The 16553-nt window shown below is 57.2% G+C and carries 13 protein-coding genes; 4 read left to right on the forward strand and 9 right to left on the reverse strand.

The genetic code is table 11. The features are described 5' to 3' along the window. Window positions 1-14 precede the first annotated feature (14 nt). From ABD982_RS01690 to ABD982_RS01710, 5 genes are all read right to left on the reverse strand, one after another. Window positions 15-1829 (reverse strand): ABC transporter ATP-binding protein, encoded by a 1815-nt coding sequence (locus ABD982_RS01690; protein WP_345443932.1) that lies wholly within the window; start codon window positions 1827-1829, stop codon window positions 15-17. After that, window positions 1826-3679, reverse strand: coding sequence for an ABC transporter ATP-binding protein (locus tag ABD982_RS01695; RefSeq protein WP_345443935.1), 1854 nt, complete (start codon window positions 3677-3679; stop codon window positions 1826-1828). Before ABD982_RS01695 ends, ABD982_RS01690 begins: the two co-directional genes overlap by 4 nt. A gap of 75 nt (window positions 3680-3754) precedes the next feature. Then, window positions 3755-5110 carry an FAD/NAD(P)-binding protein gene (locus ABD982_RS01700; RefSeq protein ID WP_345443937.1) on the reverse strand — a complete coding sequence of 452 codons (1356 nt, stop codon included), beginning with the start codon at window positions 5108-5110 and terminating at the stop codon, window positions 3755-3757. Window positions 5111-5126: 16 nt separating this feature from the next. Then, window positions 5127-6086: a metallophosphoesterase gene (locus ABD982_RS01705; protein ID WP_345443940.1), complete on the reverse strand. Its 960-nt coding sequence runs from the start codon at window positions 6084-6086 to the stop codon at window positions 5127-5129. A gap of 10 nt (window positions 6087-6096) precedes the next feature. Continuing rightward, window positions 6097-8232: a transglycosylase domain-containing protein gene (locus ABD982_RS01710; RefSeq protein ID WP_345443943.1), complete on the reverse strand. Its 2136-nt coding sequence runs from the start codon at window positions 8230-8232 to the stop codon at window positions 6097-6099. Between the two features lie 242 nt (window positions 8233-8474). Between ABD982_RS01710 and ABD982_RS01715 the strand changes: the two genes are divergently transcribed. From ABD982_RS01715 to ABD982_RS01725, 3 genes are all read left to right on the forward strand, one after another. Next, the gene (locus ABD982_RS01715; RefSeq protein WP_237202408.1) at window positions 8475-8675 is read left to right on the forward strand and encodes a DUF4177 domain-containing protein; all 201 of its coding nucleotides are present in this window, start codon (window positions 8475-8477) and stop codon (window positions 8673-8675) included. A 147-nt stretch (window positions 8676-8822) separates the two neighbouring features. Continuing rightward, window positions 8823-9299 carry a RidA family protein gene (locus tag ABD982_RS01720; protein WP_251379361.1) on the forward strand — a complete coding sequence of 159 codons (477 nt, stop codon included), beginning with the start codon at window positions 8823-8825 and terminating at the stop codon, window positions 9297-9299. After that, window positions 9292-10299 (forward strand): NUDIX hydrolase, encoded by a 1008-nt coding sequence (locus ABD982_RS01725; protein WP_345443950.1) that lies wholly within the window; start codon window positions 9292-9294, stop codon window positions 10297-10299. The genes ABD982_RS01720 and ABD982_RS01725 overlap by 8 nt, the downstream gene beginning before the upstream one ends. Window positions 10300-10382: 83 nt before the next feature. On the opposite strand, the gene ABD982_RS01730 is transcribed toward ABD982_RS01725, so the two are convergent. Next, window positions 10383-11060, reverse strand: coding sequence for a Crp/Fnr family transcriptional regulator (locus ABD982_RS01730; protein WP_083091991.1), 678 nt, complete (start codon window positions 11058-11060; stop codon window positions 10383-10385). A 341-nt stretch (window positions 11061-11401) separates the two neighbouring features. Here ABD982_RS01730 and ABD982_RS01735 point away from each other — a divergent pair, with 341 nt between their 5' ends. Beyond that, the gene (locus ABD982_RS01735; RefSeq protein ID WP_251379359.1) at window positions 11402-12580 is read left to right on the forward strand and encodes a MarP family serine protease; all 1179 of its coding nucleotides are present in this window, start codon (window positions 11402-11404) and stop codon (window positions 12578-12580) included. Between the two features lie 13 nt (window positions 12581-12593). Here the strand turns inward: ABD982_RS01735 and ABD982_RS01740 are convergent, their stop codons facing one another. The 3 genes from ABD982_RS01740 to acs form a co-directional block, all read right to left on the reverse strand. Continuing rightward, a complete protein-coding gene (locus tag ABD982_RS01740) occupies window positions 12594-13847 on the reverse strand; it encodes an APC family permease (protein ID WP_345443960.1) in 1254 nt (417 codons plus the stop codon). A 39-nt stretch (window positions 13848-13886) separates the two neighbouring features. After that, the gene (gene aroQ, locus ABD982_RS01745) at window positions 13887-14351 is read right to left on the reverse strand and encodes a type II 3-dehydroquinate dehydratase (RefSeq protein WP_345443963.1); all 465 of its coding nucleotides are present in this window, start codon (window positions 14349-14351) and stop codon (window positions 13887-13889) included. A 98-nt stretch (window positions 14352-14449) separates the two neighbouring features. Next, entirely contained in the window at window positions 14450-16426 is a 1977-nt protein-coding gene (gene acs / locus ABD982_RS01750; RefSeq protein ID WP_425570000.1) for an acetate--CoA ligase, read from the reverse strand. Window positions 16427-16553 lie beyond the last annotated feature (127 nt).

The following is a 16553-nucleotide window of genomic DNA, read 5'->3' on the forward strand; positions in this document are numbered from 1 at the left end:
CCGTTGACCAAAATCTAGCTCACAGCGTTGCTTTCCTCCCAGGCGCCCACCATGCGGGCAAAGCGTCCACCGTGTGCCACCAGGTCGCTGGGCGAGCCGTCCTCCACCACGTGCCCGGCGTCCACCACCCAGATACGGTCAGCGTTGAGCACCGTTGAAAGCCGGTGGGCAATCACTAGAGAGGTGCGCCCCGCTAGCAGGGTCTCAAGGCCCCGTTGCACCAGCTGTTCCGTTGGGATATCCAGTGATGCGGTTGCCTCGTCCAAAATGAGCACAGCAGGGTCTGCCAAGAAAGCGCGGGCAAAAGAAATCAGTTGTCGCTGACCAGCAGAGACCCTCCCACCGCGCTTGGCCAGATCGGTCGCAAAACCCTGGGGTAGAGACATAATGAAATCGTAGGCCCCCACCGTGCGGGCGGCCTCGTGCACCTGCTCATCAGTGGCGGTGGGATCACCCAAACGGATGTTGTCGGCAACGGTACCCTCAAAGAGGTAGGCCTCCTGGGTTACCATCACTACCTCCCGGCGTAGCTGCGCATCAGACAGCTGCCGCACGTCCACCCCGTCCAGGCTGATAGAACCGGTGGTTACATCGTAAAAACGGGCAACCAGCTTAGCGATAGTTGACTTACCTGCACCCGTGGCGCCCACCAGTGCCAAATGTTGACCGGCAGGCACCTGGGCACTCAGGCGGTGCAGGGCGGGTGTGCCGTCCAAGTACTCGAACTCCACCCCGTCAAAGACCAGGTCGCCCTGGGCAGGGGTGAGACGCTGCGCCGGATGTTCAGGCTCACGAACCTGGGGCTTTTCCGCCAAGAAACCGGAGACCTTCTCAAGAGCAGACACCGCCGATTGGAACATGTTATAAAACTCGGAGAGCATAAAAATCGGCTCGAAAACCCGGTTAGCATAAATAACCAGCGCCAGCAGAGTACCCACCTGCATAGAACCGCCAAGGACCGCGTAGCCACCAATCACCAGCACCGCTGCAACGAAGGTGTTTCCCAGAGCTTGAAGCGTAGGCATGTAGAGGCCGTGAACCTTCACCGATTCCATGACCCGTGCGCGGTAGTCCTCAGCGGCTGCCGCGTAGTCCCGGCGTACCTGTGGTTCAGCGCGGAAAGCCTTGACCGCCCTAATGCCCGTGAAGGTTTCAGCAAAACGGCTGATAATGCGGGCGGAGGCTACCCGCTGAGCGCGGTAGGTAAGAGAGGACGCACGGCGGAACCAGAGGGTAAGCAACCAGACCGGCACGAAAGCGATCGCCAGGGCAACCCCGGCTCGCCAGTCCATCAGGAAGAGCGCAACCACGGTGAAGATAATGCCCAGCAACGTAGATGCCAGCTCAGATAGCCCGGAATCAAGGAACTGGCGGATGGTGTCAAGATCGCTCGTCAGTCGTGAGGTGACCCGCCCGGAAGTATAGGTCTCGTGGAAACCTACGGATAGTTTCTGGGAATGGTCGAACATTCGTTGGCGCAGATCGTAGAGGGCGCTCTGAGAGATCTTGTAGGTCAGCAGAATATTGGTGTAGATGCAGATTGCAGACAGCACACCCGCACCGGCGTAAAGGAGCACCATGCGAGTGGCGGGCCCGGCGTCCCCTGCCATCAGCGGGTTAATGGTGGTGTTGAGAGCCTCAGAAATAATCCAGGGCATGGCGGTTTTGAGCACCATGGACAGAACTACCAGCACCACGGCAAACAGCAGGTGTAGGCGTACCGGCGCTAGAATATCCGCCAGAAGAGCCACCGACCGGCGGCGCACCTGTCGTGCTTCTTCTTTGCTGAGATTGACCTTGTCTTCTTGGATCTCAATGGAGGGTTTCACTGCTCTGCTCCTTGCCTGGTGGTGCTAGGTGCCATCAGATTGCGGTAATCGGCCCTGCTCAAGAGCTGGCTGTGGGTTCCCAAAGCCGCAACCTTACCTTCCTGCAATAGAACCACGCGGTCAGCTAGAGCTACAGTTGAAGGCCGGTGGGCGGTCAGCAAGACGGTGGTGCCGCCTAGCTGGTTTTTGAAGTTGGTGATAACCTGTTCCTCGGTGCTGACGTCCAGGGCAGAGAGAGGATCATCTAAGAGCAGGACGCCGGGGTCAGCTGCGATAGCGCGCGCCAGCGAAAGACGCTGGCGCTGGCCGCCCGATAGACTCATGCCCTCTTCTCCGATGACCGTTTCAACACCCTGGGGTAGCTGCGCCACGAAGTCAGCAGCAGAAATATCCAGAGCGCGTTCTAGTAGCTTATTCTGCTCATTTTCGGTGAGGTCTGAACTGGCGCCAAGGAGGACGTTCTGCCGCACGCTTGCTGAAAAGAGTACGGGCTCTTCAAAAGCGAAAGCAACTCGTGACCGTAGCTGGGGCAACGGCACCCGACGTGCGTCCAGCTCATCTATTCGCAGGGAGCCGGAGGTAGGGGCGTAAAGGCCAGCTGCCAGCTGAAGAACCGTTGACTTGCCTGAGCCAGTTGAACCGACCAAGGCAACAATCTCGCCGGGGTGTACCTTCAGGCTGAAACCTGTGAGAACGGGACGTTCTGACTCACCGTAGCTGAAGTGAACTTGATCGAACTCGATGGACGTTCCACCGAGCTGGGTAGATAGCATTTCAACCTCAGACTCATCAGCGTCAAGGGTTAGCTCCACCTGCTCACCAGCTCCACCCACCATGACCTGGCGGTGACGATCCATAGAGACTTTAGCACCCAGGTACATGGAGAGCAGCATACTGCTCCGCTCCACCTGCGCCATCAAGATAGTCGCGGTCGCAAAATAGCTGCTGAGAGCACCCACACTCATGGTCCCTTCCGCGACGAGATTGAGACCGACCAGAAGCGCAATTGCCAGCGTCAGACCGCTGATGATGCCTACCTGCATCTGCACCATGCCCATGGTGCGGCCGCGCTTGATTTCTAGGTTCTTGAGTTCGCTTGACCCCTTCTCAAACCCGGCAAGTGCGTGCTCACCCCTCCCCAGAGCTTTGAGCACCCTAATACCCTGCACCGATTGCTCTACGGTGGTAGCTAAATCGCCGGTTTTCTCTTGGGAGGCGCGGGTCAGGGTGCGAAAGGAACGCACAAAGCGCCAAATGAAGAAGACAGTGAGGGGCAGGCTCATCAGAAAAATGAGGGCCAACTGCCAGGAGCCTCGAGCCATATAAGCTGTGCCCACGGCGACCTGAACCAGGGTAGTAATCAGCTGAATCAGACCGAAGGCAGTCCACCGGCGAATGGTGCCTAAATCTGACATGGCACGAGTGAGTAGCTGACCGGAGGGCCAGCGGTCATGAAAGCTCAAGGGCGAGCGCAAGAGGCGGTCAAAGAGATCTACGCGCATGGTGTTCTCCACCGTAGACGCCGGTTCCACCACCAGCTGCCTGCGCAAGAGAATAAGACCCGCCTGTGCAAGACCTAGCGCAAATACTAGGGTGCCGCCCAGCCAGACAGATGACGCTACTGGCTGGTTGGTGAGAAGTGAGTCAATAATCCACCCTAGAACCTGGGGAATTGAAATAGCCAGAACAGCAGCTGTCAAGGCTACCAAAAGACCAGCAACCCAGCGTCCTCTCACCGGGCGCGTATAGGCCCACAGGGAGATATCGTCTTCGCTACGCTTGCCGTAGGGCACTGGAGGGGGCGTTGGTAAGGGTTTGACGCGCAGAAGACTAAAAGACATGTAATCCATGTTATATTTCTTAGCCCCTGGTCAAGGTACCGGTTCACAGCTGACGAACGGTGCCAGGTGTAGCTAGGGGCTTGCTTACGAAGCCGCCCGCTGAGAGCCAGCCAGCCTGCCCACCGCTTCAGCCCAAGCGGGGATAATGCTGTGGTTGTGCCGCGAGACCGTGTCGTTGCCGAGAACGTAGGGCTCGGTGACTCTGCCCGCAACTGCCCAGCGCGAGCTAGTCCCCACAAAACCACGTTCATCGGTGCGCAGGTAGCCCTGGGAAATATCGGCATCGGATGCCCGTGCCAGGGTCTCATTGAAGCTACCTTCTGCTAGACCCGCCGGGGATTGCACGGTATCGATGAGGTAATCCGCTTTAATATCTTGTGCGCGATCCATCATGCTGAGGTCCAAGATGCCGGCCTCCACGAGGCCTACCATGCGGTGCATTTGTGCGGCGGGTGTGCCGAAGGTGAGCGGTTTCAGGCGGCTAATGGTGTCGCGTAAGGTGCGATCCAGTGCCAGCCCGCCGAGTGAAACCCGGGTAATAATCTGGGGGTAGAGATTTTTCCAGACCATGCCAAAACTCTGTTGCGGCAGACGCTCGCTCAGCAGGCTCACCCTCATCAGCTCTTCAGTGGGCAAAGTGGATAGTGAATCTTCCCACGTCAGTGGCACACCGTGCAGGGCAGAAGCAGCCTCAATAACCAAGGCACGCAGCTCGGCGCCCGTGGTGACCTGGGCCAGGGGAGCTTTAAACTTCTCTAAGAGATCCAACTCGCTTTCGGTGGGCTGCGGGGGCTTCACCTGAATGAAGCGACCACTGCGTGAGAAGGGCATCATGGTGGCAGGTTCAAAACCGCTGGGCTCGTAGGTTGCTCCGGAGAAGTTGCCGCCCCTGCCCAGCGTCAGAGCCAGCACCGTATCAATACAAGAAAGTGCTGCCCCGCGCAGGGCCACACTGGAGCCGGCAGCTACCGCACTCAAGTCGCCGTATGATCTCAGCACCCCGTCACCGCTAGGCAGGGGGTTATGTCCGGTGACCGACAGCACCGCATCATAATCAGCCAGTTGGCTGATATCGGTAACGCGCTGTTGCACATGGCGCACGGTGAACCCGGTCGGCAGATTTGCCAGAAGATGCTGCCAGGAGAAGTGGAAAAAAAGCCCCACGGTGCGGCGCGGCGGGAAGGTGGTAAGCGGGTCTGTTTCACCCAGCACCTGACGCCGAAATTCATTCAGCAGACCCCAACCGGTAGCAACCCGGCCAGCCTCTACATTAAGCAGGTAGTAGGCGGGCTGGTCCAGGCTGTAGGCGGCGCCCCTGCCCAACTGTTGAGGGTCAAAGATCGTCACCTCACAACTGAGGTTCTGCGCACTTGCAACGCGAGCAAGCTCTTCAACTGCCCATAGACCACGCGGGCCGCCGCCCACGATTGCAACCCGCACAACCCTGCTCACTGGGTTACTGTTGAGCCGAGGTCAGAGTGACCAGCACGGCTTCAGGCGGGCAGAAGAGGCGTACCTGCGCGTACCTGCTGGTGCCCAAGCCGGCTGAAACCTGCACTGGAACACCGCCCTGTAGAGAGACGCCCTTGGCACGTTCCGGGGGCAAATCGCAGTTAGAGACCAGCGCATGCCCGCCGGGAAGGCAGACCTGACCGCCGTGAGTGTGACCCGCAAAAATTGCCTGTGCGCCATCATCCACAAAGCGCTCCAGGGTGCGCATGTAGGGAGCGTGGCAGACGCCTAGCCGGACGCTGGGGTCTTTCCCAGCCTCAAAAGCTGTGGGGGCAAAGCCAGGGTGCTGATCGTAATCCAGGTGCGGGTCATCCACACCAGAAAATTCTAGCCTCAAACCATTGATGGTCAGGGTGTCATGGCGGTTAATGAGACCTACCCAGCCTCGGGCATCGAAGGCATCGTGCATGTCTTGAGTAGGGAGTAGGTTGCGCGGTTCACTGCCAGCCTCATCCCCGGTATTCTTCTTCCAGAGATAGCGGGCGGGGTTCTTTGGGACGGGGGCAAAGTAGCAGTTAGAGCCGGGTACGTAGACACCGGGGAAGTCAAAGAGCGGGCCCAGAGCCTCTAAGAGAGCGGGAAGACCGCTCATGTGGGAGAGATTATCACCGGTATTGATCACTAAATCAGGCTGCAAATCCGCTAGGGAATGCATGAAAGCTGTCTTCTGCTTCTGCCCCGGGATCATATGCATATCTGAAATGTGCAACACCCTAAAATCGGGGCTACCAGCGGGAAGAACGGGCAGAACTTCTTGACGAACCCCAAAATTGTTGAGCTCGTAAAAACGCGCATAAGCTGCCGTAGCGGCTCCCGCAACCGCACCTGCAGCTAGAATCGCCGAAACGGTCTTAGAAGCGAAGCGGATTGAAGCTGCTACATCGAAAGAATTTAAGGAAGTCATGATGTAACCCTTACTGGCTGGTGCCGAGAACAGAACCTGAGGGATTCTCAAACCTGTCCGTATTGTAGTTTTTAGACTCAGCTTGCATGTAACGCTGCCACTGCAGACCCGCGTAGGTAGCGCCGTCCACGTAGTCCAACGACTTACCGTTGATGGAGAGGCCATTGAGTGAACGTGAACCCCAGTTCATGGAGCCTACCCAAGATGCAGTTGACAGGCCGCGGGTATAACCCACAGTCCAGGTCTGGGTGGAGTTATCGGTGGTACCGGTTTTAGCTGCTGAAGCATCGGTAAGACCAATGCCGCGCTGGTAACCGGAGCCATCAACCAGTACCTGTTTCAGCACGTAGTTAACGCCGTTAGCGACGTTCTCTTCGAGAACACGTTCACAGCTAGCCTCATAGGTTTTGATTTCCTCGCCGGTCTTACTGCTTTCCACCTTGTTCAGAGATTTGGGCTCACAGTACATACCGCCGCTTGCAAAGACAGCGTAGGCAGAAGCCATAATCAGGGGAGTGGTACCGTTACGCCAACCACCGATGTAGGCCGAGGGTTGATTGAGGCCGTAAGGCTCATCATTGCCCGCACCGTCAGTGATATGCATGGCTGAACGCAGGTCGTTGAGGGCACAGGCATCGGTCACGGACGCCATCTTCATGGTGTAGGAGTTGATGGAGTTCTTTATGCCGTAGGCTACGGTGCCCCAGGTCTGGGCTCCACCCTCAGCGTTTTGGAACTTATAGCCGTCGGTGTCAGGGGTCTGGGTGAAACCGCCTTCAACACAGGACGCAGGCCAACGGAAGGATTGAGGGTAGCTCAAAGAGGTGCCATCAATGTAGGCGTTGACACCCTTACCATCCTTAATCCACTGGGCAAGCAGAACGGGTTTGAAGGTAGAACCCGGCTGATAACCGGCTGTACCACCGTGGGAGGTGCCGGCGTTAAAGTTGTAGTAGGAGCTCTGGTTGGTCTCGTCTTGCTCACCGTACGCGGAGTTCTGGGCCATAGCCACGATGTTGCCGTTGGAAGGCTCCACCGATACCAGAGAAGAGTTGACATCATCAACGTTGTTGCTGGACGGCTGAGTCGCTTCAACCTGCTTCTTGGCCTCTGCCTGCGCGTCGGGATCAAGAGTGGTAATAATCTTGTAGCCGCCCCGGTAAAGAGAGTTGGCTCGGTCATCCTCGGTTGCACCGAAGGTTTCATCATTCAAGAAGTCAGTGACCGCGTAGTAACAGAAGTGCGCTGAATCGCCAGCAGTAGAGCATCCCATGGGGGTGTTATGAATATCCAGTTCAATGTCTTCGTTGAGAGCGCTGGAGTATTCTTCCTCAGTAATTTTGCCGTCACGAAACATGGTACCTAATACGATATCGCGTCGTTCCCTAGAAAGCTCAGGGTTTACGTCTGGGCGATAAATGTTAGGTGAAACAACCATGCCCGCCAGAATAGCTGACTGAGAAATATCAAGTTCTTTAGCAGAGATACCCCAGTAGTAGTAGGCAGCAGCCTCTACACCGTAGTTGGAGCCGCCGAGGTTGATGATGTTAAGGTAGCCCTCCAGAATGTCATCTTTGGAGAGGTTTTGCTCCATCGAGATTGCAAGTTTAATCTCTTTGATCTTGTCGAGGTAATCCTTGTTGGCACCCAAAGTATCGGCTTCTGTACCGCTCTGCTCAGCCGCGTCGATCAACAGGTTATTGACGTACTGCTGGGTGAGGGTTGAAGCGCCCTGGCGCGCACCGGGGTTAATAATGTTATTAACTACCGCGCGGGCAATACCCAAAGGGGACACCGCACCGTGCTCGTAGAACTTGCGGTCCTCAGATGAGAGAATGGCATCTTTCATGTGCTGAGACATATCATCGAGAGTAATCTCGGTGCGGTTCTGCGAGTAGTAGGAGGCGAGCTCTGTTTTACCGTCCTTGGCATAAATGACCGAAGGCTCAGATAGGGGCCCCTCGCTGAGGGTATCGGGCAAGCCCTTGAACCAGTTCAGCGATGCACTTGCGGTAGCGCTCAGGGCGGTAGTCGGAGGCACAAGAATAAGAGCCGTCACAAAGCCGGCGATGATGCTGAGTGCAATGAATTGCAGAAAATCGCCGGGTGTGCGGTGTCTCTTGCGAAGATTCTTAGATGAAGCCATTGCATCAGTTTATCGGCTGATAGGAAAAAGTACATTGGCTTGCCCCTGTTGACACCGTAGAAGTGTGCTGTCAGCCGGTTAGAAAGACCACATCGCAGAGGTTTATATACGGTGTGTGTAGCTAACCCAGACCCTTCGCCGGTGATCCTTTCACCGTTTACCCAGCTGTAGTGAGCCTTCCGGCACGTAGCTAGTTGCTCTCATCGTTCGTCTTTTAGGGCGGGGTGGTCTAGGCTAGAACTATGGAAAAATGGGAATACGCAACTGTGCCCCTGATGATTCACGCAACCAAGCAGATCCTCGATACCTGGGGTGAAGATGGTTGGGAACTTGTCACTGTACTTCCCGGCGCTGCACCTTCTGGGGCAACTCCTGCCGGTAATATGGTGGCACCGACTCAGGGTAATCCAATCGCCTACTTCAAGCGTAAGAAGTCAAACTAGCGATTCTGTTGAAAGCCGGGTTTGCGGCCTGCACTGTGCAGCGCCTGCAGGCCCGGTTTAATGCTCTATACATACGGAAGCTCGCCCAGCAACCTTTTTAGTTCTTAGGCGTTGTTGAGTGCAGGCTACCCAGTGAAAGGTGATGCGATGTCAACGGTTGAAGACCGCATTAGAGAACTCGGCTATAACCTACCCGAGCTAGCAGCTCCCGTGGCTGCCTACGTCCCCGCCGTCACCAGCGGCAACTACGTTTACACATCTGGCCAATTGCCCTTCGTTAAGGGTGAGCTACCTGCCCGTGGCAAAGTCTCTGCCAGCGGGGACGCCGCTTACGTGAGTCCCGAGAAGGCTCAGGAGCTTGCAGCTCTTAGTCTGCTTAACGCTTTGGCAGCGGTTAAATCTGTTATCGGTGATCTTGATCGGGTGACCAAGGTCGTCAAGGTCGTCGGTTTCGTTGCGTCTGAACCAAACTTCACAGCTCAGCCCGCCGTCATTAATGGTGCTTCTTTGCTGCTGGGTGAAATCTTTGCTGAAGCGGGCCAACACGCGCGCTCGGCGGTAGGGGTGCCTGTGCTTCCGCTTGACTCCCCGGTCGAAATTGAAATTATCGTTGAGTATGTCTAACCAGGGAATGTACACCGGGGCCCTCAAAACCTTGCCTCGCTCAGATGCTCCTACCCCTAGCGCCAGCGTACCTGCCGCCGCGCGCTACTTCAGGGTGCCACGCGCCCTGCAATCGGCAGCACGCTCTTTTGTAGAAAACGGCGCGGTAGCGGGGCGAAGCCTGCGGCAGGCAGCCTCAGTTGTCTTTGTGCGTGATGGCGCAAACGGGCTTGAGGTACTGCTCACTTACCGCACCGGTGCATCGCCTCTGGGCGTTGTGACTTTCCCCGGTGGTCTCATTACCCCTGCAGACGCCGAGCCGGTGCCTTGGGTTGGTCCATCACCAGCACAGTGGCAAGCCGTTCTGCAAACAGAGGACGCCGAAACCGCGCATGCTGCTGTTGCCGGGGCTATCCGTGAAGCGTTTGAGGAAACCGGAATTCTGCTGGCAGGGTCTGACTCAATGAGCGTCACCGAGCACTCTGACGGACTAGAACAGATGGACGCCCGCGAAATGATTGCTGCCGGTGATAAAACCATGGCGGAATACCTGGGCAAACGCGGCTTGAAACTTCGCACCGATCTTCTACGCCCCCTGGCACGCTGGCAGTCCCCAGATTTCAGGCACCAGAGATGCGATATCCACTACTTCGCCTGTGCGGTACCGGTGGGACAAAAGTTTTGTTTACTGGCGAGTAAAGGCTCCTGGGGTGAGTGGCTCAACGTGAGAGAGCTGCTGGCAACCTCAGGACAGACCTGGCTAGGGGACCGCATCGGGGCTGACACCACCCGTTCCCTGCCGCTGGAAGAACTCCTAACCCCTGGCGTCTTTTGCATCTTGGAGAGCCTAGCGCGCTCCTCCAACGCTGTTGCCTTCTTAGCACAGAAGCACAAGGTCGAAATAAAGAAGGCAGAGGTTGTGCAGGTCGACGGTGAATACATGCTTGCCTTTACCTCACCTACTTCACCTGGAATCTGGGAAAAATGCTCAAGCCAGCTTTACCGTTCAAATAATACTTAAAACTTAGCCACGAGTGACGTCAAAAAGGTGGGCACCCCAGTTGGGGTGCCCACCTTTTTATTGACCGATAACGGTTGAAATGTTTAGCGTGAACGCTGACGCAGACGCTGCAGGTCAAGGATGACCACTGCGCGTGCTTCGAGTCGGATCCAGCCGCGTGAAACGAACTCAGCAAGAGCCTTGTTCACGGTTTCGCGGGAAGCGCCAACCAGCTGTGCCAGTTCTTCCTGGGTGAGCTCGTGAGCAACCAGGACGCCGTCCGTAGCGGGGCGACCGAAGCGGTCAGCCAAATCAAGGAGGGCCTTAGCCACGCGACCGGGAACATCTGAGAAAACCAGGTCAGCCAGGTTCTCGTTGGTACGGCGCAGGCGGCGTGCTAGAGCCTGCAGTACCTGAGCTGAGATATTAGGTGACTTTTCCATTGCCTTGCGCAGGGACTCGTGCTTAACACCTGCCAGGCGGGTTTCAGACACAGCGGTCGCGCTGGTGGAACGGGGTGAGGGATCAAAGAGCGCCATCTCGCCGAAGATTTCACCGGGGCCCATGATGGCTACCAAGTTTTCACGGCCGTCAGATGCGGTGCGTCCCAGCTTCATCTTGCCGGAGATGACGAAGTAGAGCTGATCGCCCTGATCGCCTTCGTAAAAAAGGGTAGCGCCGCGGGACAGGTCAACTTCGGTGATGTCTTCGGTCAAAGCTGCAAAAGCCTCATCATCAAGTGATGCAAAGAGGGGGGCGCGGCGTAGTACTTCAATATCCATAGTTCAAAAACTCCTAGAACAGTTCTAAAGTGGAGAGCAAAAGTGCGAGAAGCAGCTTGTATGGTGCTACCGGGCAGAGTACTAAGCATAGTATGAGCTGTTTCAATGCGCGCCACATTTGCTTGTGACATATTTAACTACTAAAGAGACTACATGATATCGGGTGCTTTCAAAACCTTTTTTGAGGTATGCGTGGGAGTTCCCAGAGATTTTTAGGGCCCGGTCATTGGTTATTCTCCCAGGTTCAGACGGTAACCTTTATTCTTCCCACATTGGGGCATCACCCCCGCTGTTGAGCTACATGACCTATCTGAGGGATGGGTACAGAAACGGAGAAGGCCATGAGCGCTGCGACCGTCCTTGATATTGCGGTTTTGGCCGTCATTGGGCTGTATTTTCTGACAGGTCTACGTCAGGGCCTTTTCGTTGCCCTGGGCACACTGGTTGGCTTTGTGATGGGTGCTGCTGCGGCGGTCTATGCCACCCCCTGGATGATTGACCAGGTGGGATCGCAATGGAACCTGCTGGTGGCGCTGGGTACCGTGATGGCGTGCCTGATACTGGGGCAAACTATCGGGATGGCCTTGGGGCGCTCCTTGCGCCGTATCACGGATGCTACTCCTTTGCGCGGCTTAGAACGTCTGGCTGGTGGTGTGCTGAACCTGTTACTCAGCGCTTTGGTGATTGTGACCATCGTGCTTCTGGTGCGCCCGCTGGGGCTGCCAGCTGTTACTGCTGCTACCGCTGAATCTAGGGTCATTTCATGGATGATGTCGGTCACTCCGGCTACCCTGCAAGATAAAGTCACTGAAATTCGTGGGCAGGTCATTGATGCGGCAGCCCTACCTGAGATTTCCAACCTGATCTTTCCTGAGCAGGCTGCCCCCTCTGAGCCACTGTCAAACCCCGTTCTAGAGAACGCGAGCTCCTCAGTAGTGCAGGTAGTGGGAGCTGCCCAAGCTTGTAATTACACTTCGGAAGGCTCTGGCTTCGCTGTGGACGGTGGGCTGGTCGTTACAAACGCTCACGTCCTTGCCGGGGTCACTACCCCCACTCTGCTGGCGCGGGGCGGTGAGGCAGCGACCGGTGAAGTCATCTATTTTGATGAGGCTCTAGATATTGCCATCATTTCATCCCCCGATTTGGGAGTGAACCCCCTGCCTATCGATGGCACCGAAATAGCGGCTGGCACTACTGTCTCCTTTATGGGCTACCCCGGTGGGGGAGGTTTCCAGAGTAAACCTGCCACAGTGCAGGGGCTGGGCATCACGCAGACCGTTGATGCTCAGACTGGCCAGACCAACCCCTCCCGTCTGGTGTACCAGCTGGCAGCTGATGTTCAACAGGGTAACTCCGGTGGCCCTGTGCTGACGGAAGATGGCACGGTTATGGCCATGATTTTTGCTAAAGCAACCCAGGGGCAAAGCGGCTACGCTGTGCCAGCATCAAGCATTATCAACGCGCTGGGTCAGGTAGAGGTCGGGTCACAGGCGGTGGCTACCGGCGCATGTGCAGGCTAGCTCCCAACCGGCGCTAGCGGCTATCACTGGAACCTTGAGCCTGTCGCCGCGCAAAGAGCAAATAGTAGAGCAACCCGCAGGTCAGCAATACTAGCCCACCTGTAATAGACGCGAGCGGTAGCGTCCAAACCACAACGAAGCAGCCAGCTGCCCCTGCTACCTGTAACCAGCGCGGGTAGCGGCGGTGGGTCGGGCCCTGGGTCAATGCGGCGCAGTTCGCCAAGAAATAGTAGAGCAGAATACCGAAGGATGAGAAACCGATCGCCCCGCGCACGTCAAAGAGCAGAATGAGAAGGCAGACGGCTAACGCTACCGTGATTTCTAGGCGGTGAGGTACCCCAAAACGGGGGTGTAGAGGGGCAAAAACTGCTGGTAGATGCTTGCCTACAGCCATAGCGTGGCCGGTGCGTCCGATACCTGTAATGAGCGCTAACAGTGCGCCCAAGGCAGCCAGGCTAGCGGCTAGGGAGAGCACCCCACGGGCAAAAGGCCAACCGCCAACTGCATCTGCCAGAGGAGCTACACTGCCAGCTAGCTGTGCCGGGCTGAACTGTGACAGCACAACAAGGGCAACTGCCAGGTAGAGTGCGCCCACTAAGCTCAGCGCCCAGAGAATGGCCCGCGGTATGGTACGTTCTGGCTGTATAACCTCACCGCCCATGGTTGCAATGCGTGCGTACCCTGCGAAGGCAAAGAAGAGCAGACCGGCACCCTGTAGAACCCCGTAGAGACCAGCGGTTCCTGAGTCAACCGCGTGTAAGGGCGTCGGTGAAGTACCGGTTAAGACCGCAACAAAAAAGACCGCTAAACCTGCTAGCACCAGGGTGACCAAAAGCTTAGTCAGGGCAGCGGTGCGGGTGATACCCCGATAGTTGACGGCAGTGAGTGCAAGAACCGCACCTATGGCAAGAGGCTTTTGCCAGGACGGCGCGGCGTAGGCGGCAAAGGTCATAGCCATAGCCGCGCAGGAGGCTGTCTTGCCCACCACGAAGCACCAACCGGCGAGAAAGCCCCAGATGTCGCCCAGCTGTTTTTTGCCGTAGATATAGGTGCCACCAGACTGGGGGTACTGGGCGGCTAGCTGGGCACTAGAGGTGGCATTAGCAAACGCAAGAAAAGCGGCGATTGCCAGTGATACTAACAGGTAGTCACCTGCTGCGCGGGCTGCCGGGGCGAAAGCGGCGAAGAGCCCGGCGCCAATCATAGAGCCAGCCCCAATGAAGACTGCATCGGCCAAGGTTAGTTTGCGCTGTGGTGTGGTACTCATAGTCTATGACCTCGTGAAATGTAGGACGCTGGTTTGAGTTTAACCGGCAGGTTGAAGCTGGCGAGCAAGATAGGACAGCGCCAGCTCGTAGCCTTGAGCCCCAGCACCAGCAATGACGGCGCTGGCTTGCAAGGAAACGTAGGAGTGGTGGCGAAAGCTCTCGCGGCGGTGCACATTGGAGAGGTGGACTTCAACGATGGGCAGTTCGGCGGCCTCTAAGGCGTCGTGGATTGCAACCGAGGTGTGGGTGTAGGCGGCAGGGTTAATGATGATTGCTGAGCCTTCGGTGCGGGCCCGCTGGATTTCGTCAATGAGCGTACCCTCGTGGTTGGACTGCATAAACTCGATGCTCAGGCCCAGCTCGGCGGCTTGAGCGCGCAGGGTCGCCTGAATGTCTGCCAGAGTGGTGTGCCCGTAGATGTCGGGTTTGCGGATGCCCAGCAAATTAAGGTTGGGGCCGTTGAGAACAAAGATGGGTTTGGGTGCAGTCGCAGTAGTTGCCATGGCTCCTAGTTTTTCACAGTAAAGAGCCCGCCTCCAGTTTTCTGCGGAATCGTGAGAAAACTGGAGGCGGACTATGGATGGATTTACTTACTTAGCCCTTAGCTCTGCTTGAAGTTAGCCTCGATTGACTGCATGACGGTGGGGTCTGCCAGGGTGGTGGTGTCGCCGACCGGGCGGTCTTCTGCGACGTCCTTGAGGAGGCGGCGCATGATTTTGCCGGAGCGAGTCTTGGGCAGGTCGTCCACGATGAGCACGCGCTTGGGCTTAGCGATGGGTGAGATTTCCACACCGACGTGGGCGCGGATTTGCTCTGCCAGCTGGGTAGGGTCATGGTCCTCTGCTTTGGCGCTGTCGTTGAGGATGACGAAGGCCATGACTGCCTGACCGGTGGTTTCGTCAGCAGCGCCCACTACAGCAGCTTCTGCTACGGCGGGGTGCGAGACCAGGGCGGATTCGATCTCGGGGGTGGAGAGGCGGTGGCCGGAGACGTTCATGACGTCGTCCACGCGGCCCAGTACCCAGAGGTCGCCGTCGGCGTCGCGTTTGGCGCCGTCGCCTGCGAAGTACATCTTTTCGAAACGTGACCAGTAGGTGTCGATGAAGCGGTCATCGTCGCCCCAGATGGTGCGCAGCATGGAAGGCCAGGGCTCGCGGATGGTGAGAAAACCTGACTGTTCGTTGGGCAGGGAATCGCCCAGGTCATCGACCACGTCGATGGTGATGCCGGGGATGGGCTGCTGGGCGGAGCCGGGCTTGGCGTGGGTGATGCCGGGGAGCTGAGAGACCATGATGGCGCCGGTTTCGGTCTGCCACCAGGTGTCTACGATGGGGCACTTGCCGCCGCCGATGACGCGGTGGAACCAACGCCAAGCTTCGGGGTTGATGGCTTCGCCCACAGTGCCCAGTACGCGCAGGCTGGTGAGATCGAACTTTGCGGGGATGTCCTCGCCCCACTTCATCATGGTGCGGATGGCGGTGGGGGAGGTGTACATGATGGTCACCCCGTACTTTTCAACGATTTCCCAGAAACGGCCGCGGTGCGGGGCATCGGGGGTGCCTTCGTAGATAACCTGGGTGGAGCCGTTGACCAGGGGGGCGTAGGCGACGTAGGAGTGGCCGGTGACCCAGCCGACGTCGGCGGTGCACCAGTAGACATCGGTCTCGGGCTTGAGGTCAAAGATGTTCTTGTGGGTGAAGGCGCCCTGGGTGAGGTAGCCGCCGGTGGTGTGCAGGATGCCCTTGGGCTTGCCGGTAGTGCCTGAGGTGTAGAGGATGAAGAGGGGGTCTTCGGCGTTTTGTGCTGAAGGGGTGTGGTCAGTGGATTGTTCTGCGGTGAGCTCGTGCCACCAGACGTCACGGCCCTCAACCCAGTTGACGTCTTCGCCGTTGCGCTTGACGACCAGCACCTTCTCGATGGTCTCAGCACCCTTTTCTAGGGCGGTATCAACGGCGGGCTTGAGCATGGAGGGCTTGCCGCGGCGGTAGGAACCGTCAGCGGTGATGACTAGCTTGGCTTCGCCGTCCTCAATGCGGGAGCGCAGAGCGTCGGCTGAGAAGCCGCCGAAGACTACTGAGTGAACGGCGCCTACGCGGGCGCAGGCCAGCATGGCGATGACGGCTTCAGCAATCATGGGCATGTAAATGGCAACCCGGTCGCCCTTGGTGACACCCAGGGATTCGATGCCGTTGGCGACGCGGGAAACTTCGTCTTTGAGTTCGGCGTAGGTATAGGAGGCAGTGTCGCCGGGTTCTCCTTCAAAGAGAATGGCGGTGCGGTCGCCGTTGCCGGCCTCAACATGGCGGTCTACCGCGTTGTAACAAGCGTTGAGTTCGCCATCTGCGAACCACTTGGCGAAGGGAGGGTTAGACCAGTCCAGGGTTTCGGTGAAAGGCTTGGACCAGGTCAGTAGCTCACGAGCCTGCTCTGCCCAGAAATCTACCCCTTTTTCTTTAGCTTCTTCATAGATGCCGGGCTGGGCATTAGCTTGGGCTGAGAATTCTGCGCTGGGAGCAAAGATATTGGTTTCGGTCATGGGCTCTGCCTTTCCTGTGTAAAGGTTTATGGCGTGGCTCATTGATGTGAGTCACACAAATATTTATCTAACACCATAGTGCACTGTGTAGCGGCTGTCACAAAATCACTGTTCGTGTTACATGAAATGTGACGGTAGACCCGGCGTGAATATGACTGGAACTGACGGT

Origin of the sequence: Rothia endophytica (assembly GCF_039543885.1) — a bacterium.
Classification (GTDB): domain Bacteria; phylum Actinomycetota; class Actinomycetes; order Actinomycetales; family Micrococcaceae; genus Rothia; species Rothia endophytica.

Coding starts and splice junctions, on each gene's coding strand:
- ABD982_RS01715 (WP_237202408.1), top strand. CDS start 8,475: ATGGAAAAATGGGAATACGCAACTGTGCCCCTGATGATTCACGCAACC.
- ABD982_RS01725 (WP_345443950.1), top strand. CDS start 9,292: ATGTCTAACCAGGGAATGTACACCGGGGCCCTCAAAACCTTGCCTCGC.
- ABD982_RS01720 (WP_251379361.1), top strand. CDS start 8,823: ATGTCAACGGTTGAAGACCGCATTAGAGAACTCGGCTATAACCTACCC.
- aroQ (WP_345443963.1), bottom strand. CDS start 14,351: ATGGCAACTACTGCGACTGCACCCAAACCCATCTTTGTTCTCAACGGC.
- ABD982_RS01735 (WP_251379359.1), top strand. CDS start 11,402: ATGAGCGCTGCGACCGTCCTTGATATTGCGGTTTTGGCCGTCATTGGG.
- ABD982_RS01730 (WP_083091991.1), bottom strand. CDS start 11,060: ATGGATATTGAAGTACTACGCCGCGCCCCCCTCTTTGCATCACTTGAT.
- ABD982_RS01710 (WP_345443943.1), bottom strand. CDS start 8,232: ATGGCTTCATCTAAGAATCTTCGCAAGAGACACCGCACACCCGGCGAT.
- ABD982_RS01740 (WP_345443960.1), bottom strand. CDS start 13,847: ATGAGTACCACACCACAGCGCAAACTAACCTTGGCCGATGCAGTCTTC.
- ABD982_RS01705 (WP_345443940.1), bottom strand. CDS start 6,086: ATGACTTCCTTAAATTCTTTCGATGTAGCAGCTTCAATCCGCTTCGCT.
- ABD982_RS01695 (WP_345443935.1), bottom strand. CDS start 3,679: ATGGATTACATGTCTTTTAGTCTTCTGCGCGTCAAACCCTTACCAACG.
- acs (WP_425570000.1), bottom strand. CDS start 16,426: ATGAGCCACGCCATAAACCTTTACACAGGAAAGGCAGAGCCCATGACC.